Source organism: Burkholderia orbicola, assembly GCF_900100915.1.
GTDB classification, from domain to species: domain Bacteria; phylum Pseudomonadota; class Gammaproteobacteria; order Burkholderiales; family Burkholderiaceae; genus Burkholderia; species Burkholderia orbicola.
This window is the reverse complement of sequence record NZ_FNKW01000001.1, coordinates 79658-99638: the sequence shown is the minus strand read 5'-3', so window position 1 is coordinate 99638 and position 19981 is coordinate 79658. Positions and strand designations below refer to the sequence as shown.

Below are 19981 nucleotides of genomic sequence, written 5' to 3'. Positions count from 1 at the left end.
TCGGCCGAATTGAACATCGGGCCGCGCTCGCCGATCATCTGCAACACGTCGCGTGCATGCGAGCGATCGGGCGTCGGGCGAGAGCGCGTGTCGCGCGTCAGTAGCTGGAGCGGTACGGCGTGCCCTGGTCGAAGCGGCTTTGCCAGTGCGTGAGGTAGCGCGACGCGAGTTGCGGATTGTTCCAGACCACGACGACGTTCTCCGAATTGCGGCTGGCTGCCGACGCGCTGTAGTTGAACGAACCCGTTTCGACGTGCTCGGCGTCGATCACGAGGTACTTGTCGTGATGGATCGCATAGGCGTCGATCGTGCGCGTCGGAATGCCCGCGTTGACGAGCAGGTTCAGTGCCTGCTTGCTGTTCTTCGCGCGGTTGCCCTTGTCGTCGACGACCACCGCGACATTGACGCCGCGGCGCTTGGCGGCAAGCAATGCACGCGTGACGGGCGGCGACGTGAACGAGTAGGCGGCAACCCGGATCGAGCTGCGCGCCGCGCCGATCGCTTTCAGTACGAGCGCCTCGGCACCGCCGTCCGGCGAGAAGGCCGATTCGACGACCTGGGTCGCGGGTGCTTCGTGATTGGGGGTTGGCAGCCATCGCGACACGAGATCGATCGCTTGCTGGAGCAGCGATTCGCTTTGCGTCTTGCCGAAGGCGGCGAACGGGGTGGCGAGCAGGGAAGCGGCGAGACAGGCGGCAGCGAGGCGATTGCGCGACAACATCTTGGACGGCGAATAATTTCGAGACAGCGGGCCGTGAGTGTAACGCACGCGTGGCGGCCTGGTCACGTGCGGATGCGAAGCGCTGATCCACGCGATGATCGGCATGGGTGGAGAGGGTGACGCAAAGTTGCGTCATGCAGCCCGCGTGTGCGAGCGGGGCGATCGGCGGATAGCGGATCGGGCCGCGAGGCATGCGATTGCGTTCGTCGTTGCAAGGCGCTTGCGTGGCAAGTAATGCGCGCGCCCGGTTGGAAGGACCTGGACTCAATGCGGCCCATGGCCGAAGCGTATGTGCAGCGAGTGCGTCAGACAGTCATTCGCGAGCCGCGTGTAGCGCGTCCGTCAATCCCTGGCTGCAGGCGCCTCAGCCCCGTCGGACACGATCCACCCGGGCCCGGGCTCGGGCTGCACGTCGCGCGCGTCGAGTGGTTCGCCACAGGCCGAGCACACGGTCACCGCATGCATCAGTTGCCCGCAGGCCCGGTGGCGCAATTGCACCGGCGGCCCTTGGCCGTCGTCCTTCCAGCGATCGCCCCATGCCATCAGCGCGAGCAGGGCCGGATAGAGGTCGAGGCCCTTTTCCGTCAGCCGGTACTCGAAGCGCGGCGGGCGTTCCTGATACGCGCGCTTGACGAGCACGCCTTCGTCGACGAGCCGCGCGAGCCGTTCGGCCAGCACGTGGCGCGTCAGGCCAAGCTGGGCCTGGAACGCGTCGAAGCGGCGGCAGCCGAGGAATGCGTTGCGCAGGATCAGCATGGTCCAGCGGTCGCCGAGCACGGCGAGCGTGCGTGCGACCGAACAGTTCAGCGTGCCGATGTCATCCCATTTCATCGTCGAGTCTCTCGTCTCTTGCGGCGGTCGTGCGGCGGTTCAGCGAAATAGCGGGTTCGATTATAGAACCCGCCTTCGGTCGCAACGGGCGCGGCCGCGTTGACAACCGCCGGCATCGTTGACAATAATGAGTTCCAATTTAGAACTTACTCGCGCGGCGACGCGCTTTCAACCCGGAGACAACCCGATGAACCCGCTTTCCCTGTCTGGCCTCGACCTGCTGCGTGCCGCCGTGTCGGGCGACGCGCCCTTGGCATCGATTTCCGAGACGATCCCGATGCGTCCGCTCGACGTCGAGCTCGGTTACGTGAAGTTTTCGGCGCGGGCGGACGGCCGGCACCTGAACCCGTTGGGCGGTGTGCACGGCGGGTTCGCCGCGACGGTGCTCGATTCGGTCACTGGGTGCGCGGTGCATTCGATGCTCGACGCGGGCGTCGGTTACGGCACCGTCGATCTGCACGTGAAGATGCTGCGGCCTGTGCCGCGCGACGTCGAGCTGATCGCGGAAGGGCGCGTGATTCACCTGTCGCGTTCGCTGGGTGTCGCGGAGGGCACGCTGAAGACGCCGGACGACAAGATCGTCGCGCACGCGTCGGCGACCTGCTTCATCCAGCGGCCGCAGTGACGGGAGGGGGCGACACCCCCCCCCGTTCGGGCGGGCGCGTGAGCGTGCGGAGCAGCGCCGAAGGCCGCTTGTAAGCGTGCGCGGAGCCCATCTGAAGCAGTGGCTTCAATGTGATAGCGTTCCTGCTTTCCACTGACGCGACAGGAACAGCATGGAATACCGCACACTCGGCGATTCGGGCATCGAGGTCAGCCTGATCGGTCTCGGCACGATGACGTGGGGCGAGCAGAACTCGGAGCGCGACGCGCACGAGCAGATCGACTACGCGCTCGGACACGGCGTGACGCTGATCGATGCCGCGGAGATGTATCCGGTGCCGCCGAAGCCCGACACGCAGGGCCGCACCGAGCAGTACATCGGCACCTGGATCGCGCAGCATCGCGCGCAGCGCGACCGCATCGTGCTCGCAACGAAGATCGCCGGGCCGGCGCGGCAGCCGCACAATCCGCGTCATATTCGCGGCGAGGGCAACCAGTTCGACCGCAAGAACCTGACCGAAGCGCTCGACGGCAGCCTCAAGCGCCTGCAGACCGACTACGTCGATCTTTACCAGCTGCATTGGCCCGATCGCAGCACGACCACCTTCGGCCGTCCCGCGTATCCGTGGGTCGACGACGCGTACACGGTGCCGATCGAGGAAACGCTCGGTGTGCTCGCGGAATTCGTGAAGGCCGGTAAGGTGCGCGCGATCGGCGTGTCGAACGAAACGCCGTGGGGTGTCGCGCAGTTCCTGCGCGCGGCCGAGCGGCTCGGGCTGCCGCGCATCGCGAGCATCCAGAATCCGTACAGCCTGCTGAACCGCACGTTCGAGAACGGGCTGTCGGAGTTCACGCATCGCGACGGCGTCGGCCTGCTCGCGTATTCGCCGCTCGCGTTCGGCTGGCTGTCAGGCAAGTACGAGAACGGCGCGCGTCCGGCCGGCGCGCGGATCACGCTGTTCGAGCGCTTCCAGCGCTACAGCAAGCCGCAAGCCGTCGAGGCGACGTCGCGTTACGTCGCGCTCGCGCAGCGTCACGGGCTGTCGCCCGCGCAACTGGCGCTCGCGTTCGTCAACAGCCGCCCGTTCGTGCGCAGCAACCTGGTCGGCGCGACGTCGCTCGAGCAGTTGAAGGAAAACATCGGCAGCGTCGACGTGACGCTGTCCGACGAGATCCTCGCAGAGATCGACGCATTGCACGAACGGCAGCCGAACCCGGCGCCGTAAACGGCGCGCGGCCCGCGCGGCAGCGATGCCGCGACGGGCCGAGTCGCACCGAGTCGGGCGGTTTCGGCGGCAGCATCGCTGCGCCGTCGTTTCTCGTGTCAGCGCATTTTCAGCCGCGTGCGCGCGACGAACAGCGCGGCGAGGCTCAGCAGCGCACATCCCATCAGATAGAGCGCCGGCGACAGCCGGTTGCCGGTCGTGCTGATCAACCAGGTGATGACGAACGGCGCGAAGCCGCCGAACAGCGTGACGCCGGTGTTGTAGCTGACCGCGAGCCCGGTGGCGCGGGTCTGCGACGGGAACAGTTCGGCCATCAGCGCCGGCAGCGCGCCGCAGTACATCGCCTTCAGCGCGCCGATCCAGACCAGTGCGGCGAGCATCGTCGCGAACGACGCGTGGCGCGTGAGCCAGGCGAACGTCGGCCACACGGTCAGCAGCATCAGCACGGCCGCGACCGCCATCATGCGGATTCGCCCGGTGCTGTCGGACAGATGGCCGACGACCGGCGTGACGAGCGTCAGCACGAAGCCGGTCGCGAGCGTCGCCGCGAAACCGGTCGATGCGGGCAGCCCGAGCTGCTTGATCGCGTAGGTCGGCATGTACAGGATCATGTAGTTGATCGCGGTCGAGATCACGAGCGCGCCCACCGACAACAGCAGGCGCACCTTCTGATCCGCGAACAGTTCGCGCACCGGCGCTTCGGAGCGCGCCTGCGTCTTGAACTCGACGCCTTCGTCGACGTAGCGGCGGATGTACAGCCCGACCGGGCCGATCGCGAGGCCGAACAGGAACGGCACGCGCCAGCCCCAGCTTTCGAGTTGCGCGGTGGTCAGCGTGGCCGTCAGCAGCGCGCCGAAGCCCGACGCGAGCAACGTCGCGAGGCCCTGGCTCGCGAACTGCCAGCTCGACATGAAGCCGCGCCGCTGCGGCGCGTGCTCGACGAGAAACGCGGTCGAACTCGCGAATTCGCCGCCGGCGGAAAAGCCCTGCATCAGCCGCGACAGCATGATCCCGAGCGGCGCGAGAATGCCGATCGATGCGTAGGTCGGCATCAGCGCGATCAGCAGCGTGCCGGCCATCATCATCGCGATCGACAGCAGCAGCGACGCCTTGCGGCCCGCGCGGTCCGCGTACGCGCCGAGCACGAAGCCGCCGATCGGCCGGATCAGGTAGGACAGCCCGAACGTACCGAGCGTCAGCATCAGCGACGTCGCTTCGCTCGTGGCGGGGAAGAACAGCTTGGCGATCGTGACCGCGAAGAAGCCGTAGACGATCAGGTCGAACCATTCGAGTGCATTGCCGATCGACGCCGCGAAGATGATGCGCCGGATCTTCGCGGCGCTGGGGCGCGCGGCGTCCTGCGAGGTCAGGGTGGTCGTATTCATCGTGTGTGCAGGTCCCGTGAAAAGGGGCGAAGCGCGTTACAGGACGGCGCCGGCCGCGGCGGATGCCGCGCGGCGAACGGGCGGCGCGTCGTCGCCGAGATCCCAGAAGAGGCCGGCCATCATCTGCAGCCCCTCGCTGACGACGCTCGCGAGCAGGTGCTCGTCGGGCGCATGCTGCGAGCACGCCGGGTACGAGTGCGGCACCCACAGCGTCGGCAGCCCGAGCGTGTCGGCGAACACGTCGTTCGGGAGCGTGCCGCCGAGATTCGGCAGGATCGCGGGCTTCTTGCCGGTGGTGCGCGCGAGCGACGCGACGGCCCAGCGCACCCACGGATCGTCCGGCGGCACGCGCGTCGCCGGTGCGCCGCGTTCGACGTCGATCTCGACGTCGGCGAAGCCGTGCGCATCGAGGTGCACGCGCAGGTGTGCCTGCAGCGCTTCCCAGTCGGTGCCGACGACGAAGCGCAACTGGCAGTGCGCATACGCGGCGGGCGGGATCGCGTTCACGGGATGCTCCGGATTGCCGGCCTTGAACGCGAGGATTTCGAGCGTATTCCAGCCGAACACGCGCTCGGCCGCGGACAGGCCGGGCTCGCCCCAGTCGGCGTCGAGCGCCGGGTCGCCGGGCCCGCCGCCGACCGACAGATCGGCGAGCGCGTCGCGCACCGCGGCCGGGATCGGCGGCGGGCGCAGCCCCGCGACGCGAATCGCGCCGCGCGCGTCGACGAGGCTCGCGAGCGCATGCGCGAGCACGATCGCCGGGTTGCGCAGCAGTCCGCCCCAGTTGCCGGAGTGATGCGCGCCGTCGCGGGCGCGCAGGCTCAGCTTGAAGTTGACCGCACCGCGCGAGCCGAGGAATACCGTCGGGCGCGCGGCGGCGATGCGCGGGCCGTCGGACGCGATCAGCACGTCGGCCGCGAGCGCGTCGCGCTCCCGGCGGCACAGCGCGTCGAGGCCCGGCGAGCCGGTTTCCTCGCCCATCTCGATCAGCAGTTTCGCGTTGAAGCCGAGCCGGCCGCCGCGCGCGTCGAGCACGCTCGCCAGCGCGGCCAGGTTGATCGTGTGCTGGCCCTTGTTGTCGGCGCTGCCGCGGCCGTACCAGCGGTCGCCGTCGGCCGTCAGCGTCCACGGCGACAGCGGCGCGCGCCACTGCGCGTCGTAGCCGCGCACGACGTCGCCGTGGCCGTAGATCAGCACGGTCGGCAGCGCGTCGTCTTCGTGGCGCGACGCGAGCAGGAACGGCCCGCCGCCGTCGACGGGGTTGTCGACGATCCGCGACGTGAAACCGAGGCGGGCGGCCTCCGGCGCGATCTCGTCGGTCAGGTAGGCGCGCAGCGCGGCTTCGTTGCCGCGGTCCTGGCTTTCGGTGCGCAGGCCGACGCGGCGGCTCAGGGTCGTGAAGAACGCACCGGACTCGAACTGGTTCAGCGCGTGCTGGATGGCGGCGGTACGGCTCAAATCGGGTCTCCTCGGTCGGGTGCGCCGTGCGCGGGCCGCGCAGGCAACGTGAAGTGCGATCGATTCTAGAAAGCCGGTTTTTTTGTCACAATGATCGAATTTCGAACCTTTCTTTGCCGAAAAGGCAAAGCAGCGCGGCCGGATGCGGCGCGGAGACACGACGATGGCGGCTTTCCTGCATGGCCTAGCACTGCGGTATTTCGTCGAGGTGGCGCGTACCGGCTCGATCAGCGACGCGTCGGCGCGGCTGCACGTGGCCGTGTCGGCGATCAGCCGCCAGATCGCGAAGCTGGAGAGCGAGCTCGGCGCGCCGCTGTTCGAGCGGCGCCCGCGCGGGATGGCGTTGTCTGAAGCCGGCGAGCGATTGCTGGCGTTCGCGCAGCGCAGCCTGCTGGAGGCCGAGCACGTGATGAAGGACATCGGCGGGCTCGACGCGCTGCACGGCAGCCTGCTGAAGATCGCGTGCTCGGAAGGGTTCGCGATCGATTTCCTGCCCAGCGTGCTCGCGAGCTTCAAGGCCCGCCACCCGGGCGTCGATTTCATCGTGTGGGTCGTGTCGCCGGCGGACGCGACCCGGCGCGTGCGCGACGGCGATGCGGACATCGCGTTGACCTTCAGCCTCGCGCCGGAGAAGGGCGTGCGCGTCGACCACACCGAGCGCGCGCCGGTCTTTGCGCTGGTCCGGCACGATCACCCGCTCGCGGCGCGCGACGCGGTGTCGCTCGCCGATGTCGCGCGGCACGCGCACGTGCTGCCCGAGGCCGGCACGACGGTGCGCCAGCTGATCGACATCGCGTGTGCGCTCGACGGGCTGCTGCTCGAGCCCGAGCTGACGAGCAACAACACCGCGGCGATGTACGGCTACGCGCGGCGCACGGGCGCGGTGATGTTCACGGGGCTGCTGTCGGTGCGCGACCGTGCCGATGCGGACGGCTTCGTCGTCGTGCCCATGACGAACCCGCAACTGCGCGAACGCAGCATCCAGGTGCAGACGATGGCGGGGCGCGATCTGCCCGCGTCGGTGCGCGCATTTCGCGACCACCTGATCGACGCGATGCAGGTTGCGTCGTCGTCGCCGACCGCCGCGCGAGGCCCGGGACGCCGGCCCGTGAGATAATCGTCAATCCGCCTTCCGTGCCCATGCGGCTCCTCGAGCCGCATCGCCCCTGTTCGACGCCAAATTGAAGAACCTGATTGTCACCCTCGATCGCGCCGGCGAGTTCGACGAGATCATCGACGTGCGCACGCCGCTCGAGTTCGCCGAGGACCATATCCCCGGCGCGCTGAACGCGCCCGTGCTCAGCAACGAAGAGCGCGTGCTCGTCGGTACGATGTATCGCCAGGTGTCGCCGTACGAGGCGACGCGCGTCGGCGCGGCGATCGTCGCGCGCAACATCGCGCGCCATCTCGACACGACGTTCGCTGACCGGCCGCGCAACTGGCGGCCGCTGATCTACTGCTGGCGCGGCGGCAAGCGCTCGGGCTCGATGACGACCTGGTTCAACCTGATCGGGTGGAAGGCGCGCCAGCTCGACGGCGGCTACAAGGCGTACCGCCAGTCGGTATGCGCGACGCTCGACTCGCTGCCGACACGCTTTCGCTACATCGCGCTCGTCGGCCATACGGGCTGCGGCAAGACGCGCCTGCTGAACGCGCTGCGCGACGTGGGTGCCCAGACGCTCGATCTGGAAGCGCTCGCGTGCCATCGCGGCTCGCTGCTCGGCGCGCTGCCGGGCAAGCCGCAACCGGCGCAGAAGGGGTTCGATTCGGGGCTCGTGGAGGCGCTTGGTCGTTTCGACCCCGAATGGCCGGTATTCGTCGAGTCGGAAAGCCGCAGGATCGGGCTTGTGCAGCTGCCGATCGCGCTGATCGAAGCGTTTCATGCGGGCCCATGGGTGCAGGTCGAAGCGGCCCATGACGAGCGGATCGCGTTCCTGCTCGACGATTACGCGCACCTGTTCGACGAGCCGGATGCGTTCAAGGCACAGCTTCATCGGCTGATCGGCCTGCACAGCCGCGAAGAGGTGACGCGCTGGAAGGGGCTGATTGATGCCGGCGCGCGGGCCGATTTGTTCGCCGAACTGATCGACAGGCATTACGATCCCGCCTACGCGCGCACTTACCGCGCGACGTACAACAAGCCGAACCGGGCGCTGACCTTCACGTTCCGGCCCAACGCTGCCGACGTGCGCGAGCAGGCGCGCCGGCTGCTGGCCGAACTTGCGCAAGCCAGGTTGCCCGCATCGGCCGCGCTCGCCGCCGGCACGACATCCGAAACCGACAAAGATCCATCAACGACCACCACACGATGACGACCACACGCACTCAACCGAATCCGGCCCTCGGCTGGATGACCTTCCTGCTGATCGCGGTCGCGGGACTGTTCTACGTGAAATGGTTCCCGTACTACAACAAGGCGTTCGTTGCCGCCGAGCACCATTCGATCGGCCAGTCGATCCTGATGGGCACGTCGGCGGCCGCGCCCGAGCCGTCGCTGAAGGCGGCGCTCGACTACGCGTGGGCATACGGCAAGGCGATCTGGCAGGCGATGGTGCTCGGCCTGCTGCTCGGCTCGGCCGTGCAGGCGCTGCTGCCCGCGCACTGGGTGGCGCGCGTGCTCGGCCGCACGGGGTTCGGCAGCGTCGCCGCGGGCGGGCTGCTGTCGCTGCCCGGGATGATGTGCACGTGCTGCGCGGCGCCGGTCGTCGCGGGCCTGCGGGCGCGCCACGCGTCGCCGGGCGGCGCGGTCGCGTTCTGGCTCGGCAACACGGTGCTGAACCCGGCGGCGCTGGTGTTCATGGGCTTCGTACTCGGCTGGCACTGGAGCGCGCTGCGCCTCGTGCTCGGCATCGCGATGGTGTTCGGGATCGGCTACCTGCTGAACCGCATCGCGCGTCCCGAAGACCGCAGCATCGACGATGCGCAGCTCGCCGCGCTGGCAGCCGAGCAGGCCGCGGCCGGCAATCCGTTCGTCCGCTGGATGAAGCTGCTCGCGCGCATGGCCGTGCGGCTCGTGCCCGAATACATCGTCCTCGTGCTGCTGCTCGGCGCCGCGCGCGCGTGGCTGTTCCCGCATATCGGCCCGGACATCGGCAATCACCTCGGCTGGATCGTCGCGTTCGCGGTCGCAGGCATGCTGTTCGTGATCCCGACAGCTGGCGAGGTGCCGATCATCCAGGCGATGCTGTCGCTCGGCATGGGCGTCGGTCCGGCCGCCGCGCTGCTGATGACGCTGCCGCCGATCAGCGTGCCGTCGCTCGCGATGCTCGCGCGTTCGTTCAAGCCTTACATGCTGGCGATCGTCGCGACGCTCGTCGTCGTATTCGGGATCGTGAGCGGCTTGCTCGCGATCGCGTTCGGGTTCTGACGACGCGGGCGACACGCCGGCCCGGCGCAATCGTCGCATTCGTATTCATCCGGCGCCGCCGCTTCACGCGTGCGGCGCCCTTTACAAGAAGCAAACAGGAAAACGCATGACCCAACCGAAGATTCATCCTCGACTCGAAAAGGCGCTGACGCGCGGCGATCTCGCGATCCGCCAGGCCAATTCCGCGCGGGCGACTGCCGTGCTGCAAGCACTCGGCACGATGATCATCGAGGCCTCCGCAACGATCGGTGTCGAGGCCAGCATCGACATTCCGCAAGGCGATCGCATTTACGATCCGGTCAACGGACTGTGGCCGCAGAAGATGCTGGTGTCGTTCGACGGCCCGGTGGACGAAGCCGACAAGGAAGAACTGCGCACGGTCTATCTGGTGGCCGACGATCCGGGCACGCAGTTCCGTGTGGAATGGCATCGCGCGGACGGCAAGCTCGGCCGCCAGGAAGGCGGTCCGCTCGCGACCGTCGCGTTCCTGACCGACGTTGAAATTCCGTGGAGCGACGACGACGAGTAACGTCGTCGCATGAAGCCGGCGCCCGGTGTCCGGCGCGCCGGCCGTCAGCGCATCATCCGCCGCCGGAACAGCCACGCGGACAGCAGGAATCCGCCGACCGCGTAGCCGGCGAGCACCGCGACGTGCAGCGCGATGTCGGTCGCCGGCCGGCCGAGCATCGCGGGCCGGATCAGTTCGACCGCATTCGCGAGCGGCAGCGCCTGCGCCGCGTGCTGCGCAAGCGGCGGCAACTGCGTGATCGGGAAGAACACGCCCGACAGCAGCAGCATCGGCGTCAGCACGAGCGTCTGATAAAACATGAAGAAGTCGTAGGACGGCGCGAGCGCCGTGACGATCATCGCGATGCTGGCGAACGCGAGGCCGGCCAGCGCGATCACCGGCAGCGCGGCGAGCATCGACGGAAACTGCGCATAGCCGAGCCCGCCCGCGACGAGCATGATCGCGCCGCCCGACAGCAGCGCCTTGCTGGCCGCCCACACGATCTCGCCTAGCACGATGTCGCCGAGCGCGAGCGGCGTATGCATGATCGCTTCCCACGTGCGCTGCACGTGCATCCGCGAGAATCCCGAATACATCGACTCGAAGCTCGCGGACATCATCACGCTCGAGCCGACCGTGCCGGCCGCGAGGAACGCGATATACGACACGCCGTCGACATGGCCGAGCATCAGCCCGAGCCCGAAACCCAGTCCGAACAGATAGATCATCGGATCGGCGAGATTGCCGAACATCGATGCGAGCGCGAGCTTGCGCCACACGAGATAGTTGCGCCGCCAGACGGCGATCCAGTTGCTTGCGTTCGCCGGCATCGCGATCGCGAAGCGCGACTCGCGCGGCGGGGCCGACGGCGTGGTGGCGGAATAGTTGTGAACGTCCATGGTCGATCAGTCCTGCATCTCGCGGCCCGTGAGCCGCAGGAACACATCCTCCAGATTGGCCGGGCGATGCAGATAGCGCAACCCCGGGCGGCCCTTGAGTCGTGCGGTGAGCGGTTCGGGATCGATCACATAGCAGAACAGTGTCTCGCCGCTGATCTCGGTGTGCTTCGCGAATGCCGACAATTCGTCGCGCAGCGCGGCCGGATCGGGCCCGTAGATCTCGATCACGTCGCAGCCGATCTCCGATTCGATCAGGGCGTGCGGCGCGCCTTCGGCAATCTTGCGGCCTTCTTCGATCACGCACAGCCGATCGCACAGGCGCTCGGCTTCCTCCATGAAATGCGTGGTGATCAGGATCGTCTTGCCGCGCGCGAGCAGCGAACGCAGCCGTTCCCACATCAGGTGCCGCGCCTGCGGATCGAGGCCGGTCGTGGGCTCGTCGAGCACCAGCACATCGGGATCGTTGACGAGCGCGCGGGCGAGCGTGAGGCGGCGTTTCATGCCGCCCGACAACTCGCCGACCTTCGCATCGGCCTTGTTTTCCAGCTTCGCGAATTCGAGTAGCGGCGGCACGAGCGCGCGGCCCGCCTGCGCCGACATCCCGAAATAGCGGCTGAACACGAGCAGGTTCTCGCGCACGGTGAAGTCGGGGTCGAGATTGTCGAACTGCGGGACGACGCCGACTCGCTGGCGTGCGTGTCGCGCCCGCGATGGAACCGGTTCGCCGCACAGCGCGATGGTGCCTGCATCGGGATGCGCGAGGCCGAGCAGCATCTTCAGCGTCGTGGTCTTGCCGGCGCCGTTCGGCCCGAGCAGGCCATAGCATTCGCCGGCCTTCACGTTGAAGGACAGACCGTTGACGACGAGCTTGTCGCCATAGCGCTTTTCGACGTTGCGTAAATCGATCGGTGCGACGGACATGGGTGTGTTGTCGTTGTAAGCGGGCGCGTTCCGCTGCTCTGTGCGTGGCCGGTGTGCGAACGGATCGCGCGAATGCGTGTCACACGGGCATGGCCGAAGCATACGACGCCGGCACGAGGCGGCCCGCTGGCGATGGAACGGGCCATTCTAGTGCATCGGCTGCCTCGCTTCAGGGCATGCCTGCACGGTGCGATGCAAGTGCGCGCCGATCGTGCACCGCATCATCGCGCACGCGCCGCACGGGGCGAATCAGCGTTTTCCATCCCTTGCGTCTTGAATTGCGGCGCACCATGATGAATGCGTAGGCTCGTTGTCGCGATAGGGAGGCTTCATGGCTAGCTACAACAAGATTTTGCTGTGTTACGACGGCACGCTCGAAGGACGCAAGGCGCTGCGTTACGGGGCCAATCTCGCAATGGACCTGAAGGCCGAAACGCATTTGCTGTCGGTCGTCGACATGCGTTCGAGCATTGCGCAAAGTGCAGGTTTGCTGACCGATGTCGCATGCGGCCGCTTCGAGGAAACGGCGCGCGAAATCCTGCAGGAAGGCGTGAACTGGCTGCGCGAGCGCGGCGTGCAGGCCGAAGGCCATTTCGCATTCGGTTATCCGATCGACGAAATCGCGAATCTCGCGTCGGAGCTGAAGGTCGACCTCGTCGTCGTCGGCCACCGGTGCCGCAGCGGATTGTCGAGATGGTGGATGGGGTCGGGAAATACGCAGCTGCTCGATCGCGTGAACTGCAGCATCCTGGTGGCGTGTTCGTCGGCGGAAGAGCAGAAGGCCGAAATCGCGCGCGAGCGTGAAGCGGCCATCGCGAACGGCCAATGATCTAAAAGCTGGGGGACCGCCTGACCGGCAATGCGTGCCGGTCAGGCATCGCACTGCATCGGCAGTGCGCACGTCGAGCACGGCCTGCTATGCATGCAGGTCGATCCCCGACAATTTCCACGAGAACAGCCCGAAGCGGTGGAAAATCGCCGCATAGCGCGTGCCGTCGGCACTGCGCTGGTACGTCACGACGAATTCGTCGATATTTCGATAGCCCGCGCTGGTTTGCTGCTGGTGCGGCGCCTGGGTTGCTTCGCTCGGGCTGGCCGGTGCGGCGGGCACGGGTGCCGGCGACGAGGCCGCCGGAGCGGCCGGGTTGCTGCCCGGTACGGCAGCACTGGCCGGAGCAGGATTGGCGGGCGGCGCGGCAGGCGTGTTGCCGGGGGCATTCCCCGCCGGCGGCTGATTTGCCCACTCAGGCGGACGCTCGCCCGGATTGCCGCGCGGCGGCAATCCGCTCATCAGCGCGGCGACGCCTTCCGGGGTCGCGTACGCATCGACCAGCGGGCCAATCAGCGCGGACCCGATCAGCGCGCCGATCACCGCGAACGGATTGTCCTTCTTCACTGCGTCGATCCGGCGCATCAACTCTTCCGTGACCTGCTGCTTCAGGCTGATGCGCAGCGACGGAAAGTCGACGTACTCGCTGATCACCTGCGCATCGCGCGCATCGATCGCCGATTTCAGGCGACCGAGCGCGACATACGGCGACGCGTACGCATAGCCGAGCGCCCCAATCAGGGCGACGACCAGCGCGACGATCAGGAAGGGCTTGAGTCGCCATGCGCGGCGCGACGATCCAGTCACGTTGCCTCCGGTGCGGGAAGGTTCCGCAATCAGAGACCGCCCGGCGTGGCCGATCGTTCCTCTGCGATGCAGCGATCGATCATCCGGCACACGGCATCGATCGTGCCGACCATGATCAGGCGCGACCGGCCGTGATAGACGCGCACCGGCGCGCGGCGCGCGGGCTCCGCGTGATTGAGACCGGCGTTCAGCGATACCCGCGCGAACGCGGGGAGCGCTGACGGCAGCAGGGAGGCCTGCCGTTCGACTGCGACTTCTTCTTGCACAGGCGCCGCCGCGGACAGCGGTGCGCAGGGCGTGCGGCCGCGCAGATGACGCAGGCGACCGAATTGACGGAAAGGCAGCAGGCGGGCAAGGCGTTCCATGATGTTCTCCTGGAGAGACGGAATGTCAGAGTTCGCCCGAGCGGATCAGCCCGACGGCGATGCCTTCCAGCGCGAAATCCGCGCTGCCGGCCTTGACGAAGATGTTTTCGTAATCCGGGTTCTCCGCGATCAGCTCGAGGCCGCCGGGCCGGCGCATCAGCCGCTTGACCGTGACGTCGTCGCCCAGACGCGCGACGATGATCTGGCCGTCCTTCGCTTCCGTGCGCTTCTGCACGGCGAGGAGGTCGCCGTCGAGAATGCCGGCGTCGCGCATCGACAGGCCGCGCACCTTCAACAGGTAGTCGGGCTTGCTGGTGAACAGCGCGGGATCGCACGCGTAGTGCTGCGAGATGTGCTCCTGCGCAAGGATCGGGCTACCGGCCGCGACGCGGCCGACGAGCGGCAGCGACAGTTGCATCAGGCCGGCATGCGGCAGCGTGAACTGGTGCGGGGCGTCGTCGATGCCGAGCAGCCGGATGCCGCGCGATGCGCCGGCGGCGAGCTCGATCACGCCCTTGCGAGCCAGCGCGCGCAGGTGCTCCTCGGCCGCATTCGGCGAGCTGAAGCCCAGTTCGGCCGCGATCTCGGCACGGGTGGGCGGGAATCCGGAGCGCTCGATCGCGCGACGAATCAAGTCGAACACTTGCTGCTGACGGGCGGTGAGTTTGGTCATGGCTCAACTGTATGGATAGACAGTGAGCTGTATTTTTATACAGTACTTGGCGAATTTCAAGTGTTACTTGAGGTTCGACGCGATCGCGGCGGTTCCGGCGTGATTTCGCGACGCCGGGACGCCGGTTCATCCGCCGCAACCGTCCATCCCGTCTGCGTTAGCACTTTTGAGTATTAAAAAATAAGGAACGATTATTTTTAATCATGTAACCCGTTCGATAGACTGGCCCGACATCGCAATACCGACAACACTGGAGAACCAAGGATGGCGAAGCGCAATACGGGGCTGGTGGGCGGAGTGGGCCGCCTGATCGCAACACTCGCGCTGGGCGCGGCGGCGGCGCTGGGCGTCGCGACGCATGCCCAGGCCGATACGACCTTCCTGAACGTGTCGTACGACCCGACGCGCGAGCTGTATCAGGATTTCAACCAGGCGTTCGGCAAGGAGTGGAAGGCGAAGACGGGCGAAACCGTCAACTTCAAGCAGTCGCACGGCGGCTCGGGCGCGCAGGCGCGCTCGGTGCTCGACGGCCTGCAGGCGGACGTCGTCACGCTGGCGCTGGCGTACGACATCGACGCGCTCGCGAACAAGGGGCTCGTGAACAAGGATTGGCAGAAGCGCCTGCCCGACAACGCATCGCCGTACACGTCGACGATCGTGTTCCTGGTGCGCAAGGGCAACCCGAAGGGGATCAAGGACTGGGACGACCTGACCAAGCCGGGCATCTCGATCGTCACGCCGAACCCGAAGACCTCGGGCGGCGCACGCTGGAACTACCTGGCCGCATGGGCCTACGCGCAGCACAAGCCGGGCGGCAACGAGCAGACGGCGAAGGAATTCGTCACGAAGCTCTACAAGAACGCAGGCGTGCTCGATTCGGGCGCGCGGGGCGCGACGACGAGCTTCGTGCAGCGCGGGATCGGCGACGTGCTGATCGCCTGGGAAAACGAGGCGTTCCTGTCGGTCAAGGAATTCGGTAACGACAAGTTCGAGATCGTCGTGCCGTCGGTGAGCATCCTGGCCGAGCCGCCCGTCGCGGTGGTCGACAAGGTGGTCAACAAGAAGGGCACGCGCAAGCTGGCCGAGGCCTACCTGAACTACCTGTACAGCCCGCAGGGCCAGGAAATCGCGGCGCGCAACTACTACCGGCCGCGTTCGAAGAACGTGCCGGCGGAGCTGACCAAGCAGTTCCCGAAGCTGAAGCTGTACACGGTCGACGACACGTTCGGCGGCTGGACGAATGCGCAGAAGACGCATTTCGCGGACGGCGGCGTGTTCGATTCGATCTACAAGCCGCAGTAACGCCATAACGACAAGCGGCGCGCCACGACAGCGCGCCGCACCCTCGACGGGCCGCCGGCGCGATTCACTGCGCCGGCGTTTGCGTCGGACCCGTGAGCAGCATCGACCCAGCAAGAGCATCCGATGACGACGTACACCTTTCGCAAGCCGAGCGCGCTGCCCGGTTTCGGCGTGACACTCGGCATCACGGTGGCCTATTTGAGCCTCGTGGTGCTGATTCCGCTCGCCGCCACGTTTCTGAAGACCGCGACGCTGTCGTGGGACCAGTTCGTCACCGCCGTCACGTCGCCGCGCGTGCTCGCGTCGTACCGGCTGACGTTCTCGGCCGCGCTCGGCGGCGCGCTGATCAATGCCGTGTTCGGCTTCCTCGTCGCATGGGTGCTGGTGCGCTACACGTTCCCGTTCAAGCGTCTCGTCGATGCGGTCGTCGACCTGCCGTTCGCGCTGCCGACGTCGGTGGCCGGCATCTCGCTCGCGGCCGTCTACGCGACCAACGGCTGGGTCGGCCAGTATCTGGCGCCGCTCGGCATCAAGATCGCGTTCACGCCGGCCGGCGTGCTGGTCGCGCTGACCTTCATCGGGCTGCCGTTCGTCGTGCGCACCGTGCAGCCGGTGCTCGAGGATTTCGAGCGCGAGCAGGAAGAAGCCGCCGCGTGCCTCGGCGCGTCGCGCTGGCTGACGTTCCGCCGCGTCGTGCTGCCGGCCGTGCTGCCGGCGCTGCTCACCGGTTTCGCGCTCGCGTTCGCGCGCGCGCTCGGCGAATACGGCTCGGTGATCTTCATCGCCGGCAACGTGCCGATGAAATCCGAGATCACGTCGCTGCTGATCATCACGAAGCTCGAGCAGTACGACTACGCGGGCGCGACCGCGCTGGCGGTCGTGATGCTGGTCGTGTCGTTCCTGATGCTGCTGCTGATCAACACGCTGCAGTGGTATCTGCAGCGTCGTACGAGCAAGGGCGCGAGCGGTCCGGCGCCCGCCACCGTCACCGCTGCTGCTGCCGCCGCAGGAGGCCAGTAATGACCCAGGAGGCCACCGTCGTGCTGAAAACCCCGTCGCCGGCCGCGCGTGCCGCGAAGCGGCTCGACCCCGTCAGCGAGTCGCGCGTCGTGCGCTGGCTGCTCACGGGCATCGCGCTGGCGTTCCTCGCGTTCTTCCTCGTCGTGCCGCTCGCCGCGGTATTCGTCGAGGCGCTGCGCAAGGGCATCGGCTTCTATCTCGAATCGCTCGCCGATCCCGATGCATGGTCGGCGATCAAGCTGACGCTGACCGTCGCCGTGATCGCCGTGCCGCTGAACCTCGTGTTCGGCGTGTGCGCATCGTGGGCGATCGCGAAGTTCGAATTCCGCGGCAAGGCGCTGCTGACGACGCTGATCGATCTGCCGTTCTCGGTGTCGCCGGTGATCTCGGGCCTCGTGTACGTGCTTCTGTTCGGCGCGCAGGGCTGGTTCGGGCCGTGGCTGCAGGATCACGACGTGCAGATCATCTTCGCGGTGCCGGGCATCGTGCTCGCGACGATCTTCGTCACGTTCCCGTTCGTCGCGCGCGAGCTGATCCCGCTGATGCAGGCGCAAGGCACCGACGAGGAAGAAGCCGCGCGCGTGCTCGGCGCGTCGGGCTGGCAGATCTTCCGCCGCGTGACGCTGCCGAACGTGAGGTGGGGCCTGCTGTACGGCGTGATCCTGTGCAATGCGCGCGCGATGGGCGAGTTCGGCGCGGTGTCGGTCGTGTCCGGCCACATCCGCGGCGTGACCGACACGATGCCGCTGCACGTGGAGATCCTGTACAACGAATACAACTTCGCGGCGGCGTTCGCGGTGGCGTCGGTGCTGGCGCTGCTCGCGCTCGTCACGCTCGCGCTGAAGCTGATCGCCGAGCGTCATCTGGCGGCCGAACTGGCCGACGTGCACGACGCCGTTCCCGCACATGCCGGCCCTGTCGGCGCCGTTTCGTCGAAATCGTAAAGAGGCAACCAGAATGGGTATCACCGTCCGTAACCTTCAGAAGCGCTTCGGCGATTTCACGGCGCTCGACAACGTCTCGCTCGACTTCCCGCCCGGCGAACTGGTCGCGCTGCTCGGGCCGTCCGGCTGCGGCAAGACCACGCTGCTGCGCGTGATCGCGGGCCTCGAGCACGCGGACGCCGGCCAGGTCGTGCTGCAGGGGCTCGACGTCGCGTCGGTCGGCGCGCGCGATCGCCAGGTCGGCTTCGTGTTCCAGCACTACGCGCTGTTCCGCCACATGACGGTGTTCGAGAACGTCGCGTTCGGCCTGCGCGTGAAGCCGCGCCGCGAGCGGCCGTCGGAAGCCGCGATTCGCGAGAAGGTGCACGAGTTGCTCAAGCTCGTGCAGCTCGACTGGCTCGCGCAGCGCTATCCGTCCGAGCTGTCGGGCGGCCAGCGCCAGCGCATCGCGCTGGCCCGCGCGCTCGCGGTCGAGCCGAAGGTGCTGCTGCTAGACGAACCGTTCGGCGCACTCGACGCGAAGGTCCGCAAGGAATTGCGCGGCTGGCTGCGTCGCCTGCACGACGACCTGCACATCTCGACGATCTTCGTCACGCACGACCAGGAAGAGGCGCTCGAAGTGGCCGATCGGATCGTCGTGCTGAATCGCGGTCACGTCGAGCAGGTCGGCAGCCCGCAGGACGTCTACGATCATCCGCAAAGCGCGTTCGTGTACGAGTTCCTCGGTGCGGCGAACCGGTTGCCGGGCACGGTCGCCGGCCGCGGCTTCGTCGCCGAGGGCGCGGCTGCGCCGATCGAGGTCGACGCCGATTTCGCGGGCCCCGCGAACGCTTACGTCCGGCCGCACGATCTGCAGCTGTGGCCGGCGGGCGAAGGGCATCGCGACGGCATCGCGGTGGACGTGCGGCGCGTGATTCCGCTCGGCGGTTCGGTGCGCGTGGAGCTCGAGGCGCGCGCGGGCGGCGCGCTCGAGGCGGAACTCGACCGCGACGCATGGCGGGCGCTGTCGCTGCAGGTCGGCGACGGCGCGACGGCCGTGCCGCGCGCCGTGCGGGTATTTCCCGCGCGTTGACGAGACAATGCAGGGCAGAGGGCGGGTTTCGCTCCGATTGAACAATCAAACAACGACAGCCTAAGAGGCATACCCATGAATTTTCAGCAATTGCGGTTCGTGCGCGAAGCGGTGCGCCAGAACATGAACCTGACGGAAGTCGCGAACGTGCTGTACACGTCGCAGTCGGGCGTGTCGAAACAGATCAAGGATCTGGAAGATGAGCTGGGCGTCGACATCTTCATTCGGCGCGGCAAGCGGCTGACGGGGCTCACGGAGCCCGGCAAGGCGGTGCACCAACTGATCGAGCGGATGCTGCTCGACGCCGAGAACCTGCGCCGCGTCGCGCGCCAGTTCGCCGATCAGGACAGCGGCCATCTCGTCGTCGCGACGACGCACACGCAGGCGCGCTACGCGTTGCCGAAGGTGATCCGGCAGTTCACCGAGGTGTTCCCGAAGGTACATCTCGCGCTGCGCCAGGGCAGCCCGCAGCAGATCGCGCAGATGATCCTGAACGGCGAGGCCGATCTCGGCATCTCGACCGAGGCGCTCGACCGTTATCCGGACATCGTCACGTTCCCGTGCTATTCGTGGCACCACACGGTCGTCGTGCCGAAGGGCCATCCGCTCGTCGGCCGCGCGAACCTGACGCTCGAGGAAATCGCCGAGTACCCGATCATCACGTACGACCAGGACTTCACGGGCCGCTCGCACATCGACCAGGCGTTCACGCAGGCGGGCGCCGTGCCCGACGTCGTGCTGACCGCGATCGACGCGGACGTGATCAAGACCTACGTCGAACTCGGGATGGGGATCGGCGTGGTCGCGGCGATGGCCTACGATCCGCAGCGCGACACGGGGCTCGTCGCGCTCGATACGCAACACCTGTTCGAGGCGAGCACGACGCGGGTCGGGCTGCGCAAGGGCGCGTTCCTGCGTGCGTATGCGTACCGGCTGATCGAAATGTTCGCGCCGCACCTGAACGAAGCGGAAATCGCGGGGCTGTTGCGCGAAGCCGTTTGATTTGACCCGAGCGTGTCGCGCGCCGTCCGGGCCATTGCCGCGGATGGC

Annotated in this window: 21 protein-coding genes; 12 read left to right on the top strand and 9 right to left on the bottom strand. The window is 67.4% G+C overall.

The annotated features are described in order from the left end of the window. Window positions 1-97: 97 nt before the first annotated feature. Complete coding sequence (locus BLS50_RS00370) at window positions 98-721, bottom strand: phospholipase D family nuclease (protein ID WP_074799930.1); 624 nt, start codon at window positions 719-721, stop codon at window positions 98-100. A gap of 342 nt (window positions 722-1063) precedes the next feature. Further along, on the bottom strand, window positions 1064-1552 hold the full coding sequence (locus BLS50_RS00365) for a winged helix-turn-helix transcriptional regulator (RefSeq protein ID WP_074799927.1): 489 nt from the start codon (window positions 1550-1552) through the stop codon (window positions 1064-1066). Between the two features lie 187 nt (window positions 1553-1739). Here BLS50_RS00365 and BLS50_RS00360 point away from each other — a divergent pair, with 187 nt between their 5' ends. Together BLS50_RS00360 and BLS50_RS00355 are read left to right on the top strand one after the other, a co-directional pair. Then, window positions 1740-2177, top strand: a complete 438-nt coding sequence (locus BLS50_RS00360) for a PaaI family thioesterase (protein ID WP_011545334.1) — start codon at window positions 1740-1742, stop codon at window positions 2175-2177. 151 nt (window positions 2178-2328) lie between these two features. After that, a complete protein-coding gene (locus BLS50_RS00355; RefSeq protein ID WP_012328428.1) occupies window positions 2329-3381 on the top strand; it encodes an NADP(H)-dependent aldo-keto reductase in 1053 nt (350 codons plus the stop codon). Between the two features lie 98 nt (window positions 3382-3479). Here BLS50_RS00355 and BLS50_RS00350 read toward each other — a convergent pair whose 3' ends face one another. Beyond that, on the bottom strand, window positions 3480-4766 hold the full coding sequence (locus BLS50_RS00350) for an MFS transporter (RefSeq protein WP_012328429.1): 1287 nt from the start codon (window positions 4764-4766) through the stop codon (window positions 3480-3482). Between the two features lie 36 nt (window positions 4767-4802). Further along, on the bottom strand, window positions 4803-6224 hold the full coding sequence (locus tag BLS50_RS00345) for a M20 family metallopeptidase (protein ID WP_074799923.1): 1422 nt from the start codon (window positions 6222-6224) through the stop codon (window positions 4803-4805). Between the two features lie 163 nt (window positions 6225-6387). Between BLS50_RS00345 and BLS50_RS00340 the strand changes: the two genes are divergently transcribed. The 4 genes from BLS50_RS00340 (at window position 6388) to BLS50_RS00325 (ending at window position 10120) form a co-directional block, all read left to right on the top strand. Continuing rightward, on the top strand, window positions 6388-7341 hold the full coding sequence (locus BLS50_RS00340) for a LysR substrate-binding domain-containing protein (protein ID WP_074802734.1): 954 nt from the start codon (window positions 6388-6390) through the stop codon (window positions 7339-7341). 64 nt (window positions 7342-7405) lie between these two features. Continuing rightward, window positions 7406-8536, top strand: coding sequence for a tRNA 2-selenouridine(34) synthase MnmH (mnmH, locus tag BLS50_RS00335; RefSeq protein ID WP_074799918.1), 1131 nt, complete (start codon window positions 7406-7408; stop codon window positions 8534-8536). Beyond that, window positions 8533-9591, top strand: coding sequence for a permease (locus BLS50_RS00330; protein WP_027809855.1), 1059 nt, complete (start codon window positions 8533-8535; stop codon window positions 9589-9591). The genes mnmH and BLS50_RS00330 overlap by 4 nt, the downstream gene beginning before the upstream one ends. 106 nt (window positions 9592-9697) lie before the next feature. Beyond that, window positions 9698-10120, top strand: coding sequence for a hypothetical protein (locus BLS50_RS00325; protein ID WP_006484198.1), 423 nt, complete (start codon window positions 9698-9700; stop codon window positions 10118-10120). A 44-nt stretch (window positions 10121-10164) separates the two neighbouring features. On the opposite strand, the gene BLS50_RS00320 is transcribed toward BLS50_RS00325, so the two are convergent. Both BLS50_RS00320 and nodI read right to left on the bottom strand, forming a co-directional pair. Continuing rightward, window positions 10165-10998: an ABC transporter permease gene (locus BLS50_RS00320; protein WP_074799915.1), complete on the bottom strand. Its 834-nt coding sequence runs from the start codon at window positions 10996-10998 to the stop codon at window positions 10165-10167. Window positions 10999-11004: 6 nt separating this feature from the next. Beyond that, entirely contained in the window at window positions 11005-11919 is a 915-nt protein-coding gene (gene nodI, locus BLS50_RS00315) for a nodulation factor ABC transporter ATP-binding protein NodI (RefSeq protein ID WP_074799912.1), read from the bottom strand. 331 nt (window positions 11920-12250) lie between these two features. Between nodI and BLS50_RS00310 the strand changes: the two genes are divergently transcribed. Continuing rightward, the gene (locus BLS50_RS00310) at window positions 12251-12748 is read left to right on the top strand and encodes a universal stress protein (RefSeq protein ID WP_011545343.1); all 498 of its coding nucleotides are present in this window, start codon (window positions 12251-12253) and stop codon (window positions 12746-12748) included. Window positions 12749-12835: 87 nt separating this feature from the next. On the opposite strand, the gene BLS50_RS00305 is transcribed toward BLS50_RS00310, so the two are convergent. From BLS50_RS00305 to lexA, 3 genes are read right to left on the bottom strand one after another with little or no spacing between them, the layout of a single operon-like run. Next, window positions 12836-13555, bottom strand: a complete 720-nt coding sequence (locus BLS50_RS00305; RefSeq protein ID WP_074799909.1) for a DUF2939 domain-containing protein — start codon at window positions 13553-13555, stop codon at window positions 12836-12838. Window positions 13556-13584: 29 nt separating this feature from the next. Then, window positions 13585-13920 (bottom strand): hypothetical protein, encoded by a 336-nt coding sequence (locus BLS50_RS00300; protein ID WP_006476078.1) that lies wholly within the window; start codon window positions 13918-13920, stop codon window positions 13585-13587. Window positions 13921-13945: 25 nt separating this feature from the next. Then, window positions 13946-14593, bottom strand: coding sequence for a transcriptional repressor LexA (gene lexA / locus BLS50_RS00295; RefSeq protein WP_006476077.1), 648 nt, complete (start codon window positions 14591-14593; stop codon window positions 13946-13948). Window positions 14594-14857: 264 nt separating this feature from the next. Here lexA and BLS50_RS00290 point away from each other — a divergent pair, with 264 nt between their 5' ends. The 5 genes from BLS50_RS00290 (at window position 14858) to BLS50_RS00270 (ending at window position 19933) form a co-directional block, all read left to right on the top strand. Beyond that, entirely contained in the window at window positions 14858-15895 is a 1038-nt protein-coding gene (locus BLS50_RS00290; protein ID WP_074799906.1) for a sulfate ABC transporter substrate-binding protein, read from the top strand. Between the two features lie 123 nt (window positions 15896-16018). Next, a complete protein-coding gene (gene cysT / locus BLS50_RS00285; protein WP_006476075.1) occupies window positions 16019-16915 on the top strand; it encodes a sulfate ABC transporter permease subunit CysT in 897 nt (298 codons plus the stop codon). Next, complete coding sequence (cysW, locus tag BLS50_RS00280) at window positions 16915-17859, top strand: sulfate ABC transporter permease subunit CysW (protein WP_054927797.1); 945 nt, start codon at window positions 16915-16917, stop codon at window positions 17857-17859. The genes cysT and cysW overlap by 1 nt, the downstream gene beginning before the upstream one ends. 13 nt (window positions 17860-17872) lie before the next feature. Next, the gene (locus BLS50_RS00275) at window positions 17873-18931 is read left to right on the top strand and encodes a sulfate/molybdate ABC transporter ATP-binding protein (protein ID WP_012328435.1); all 1059 of its coding nucleotides are present in this window, start codon (window positions 17873-17875) and stop codon (window positions 18929-18931) included. Between the two features lie 75 nt (window positions 18932-19006). After that, entirely contained in the window at window positions 19007-19933 is a 927-nt protein-coding gene (locus BLS50_RS00270; protein WP_027807388.1) for a CysB family HTH-type transcriptional regulator, read from the top strand. The last annotated feature ends 48 nt before the right edge of the window (window positions 19934-19981 follow it).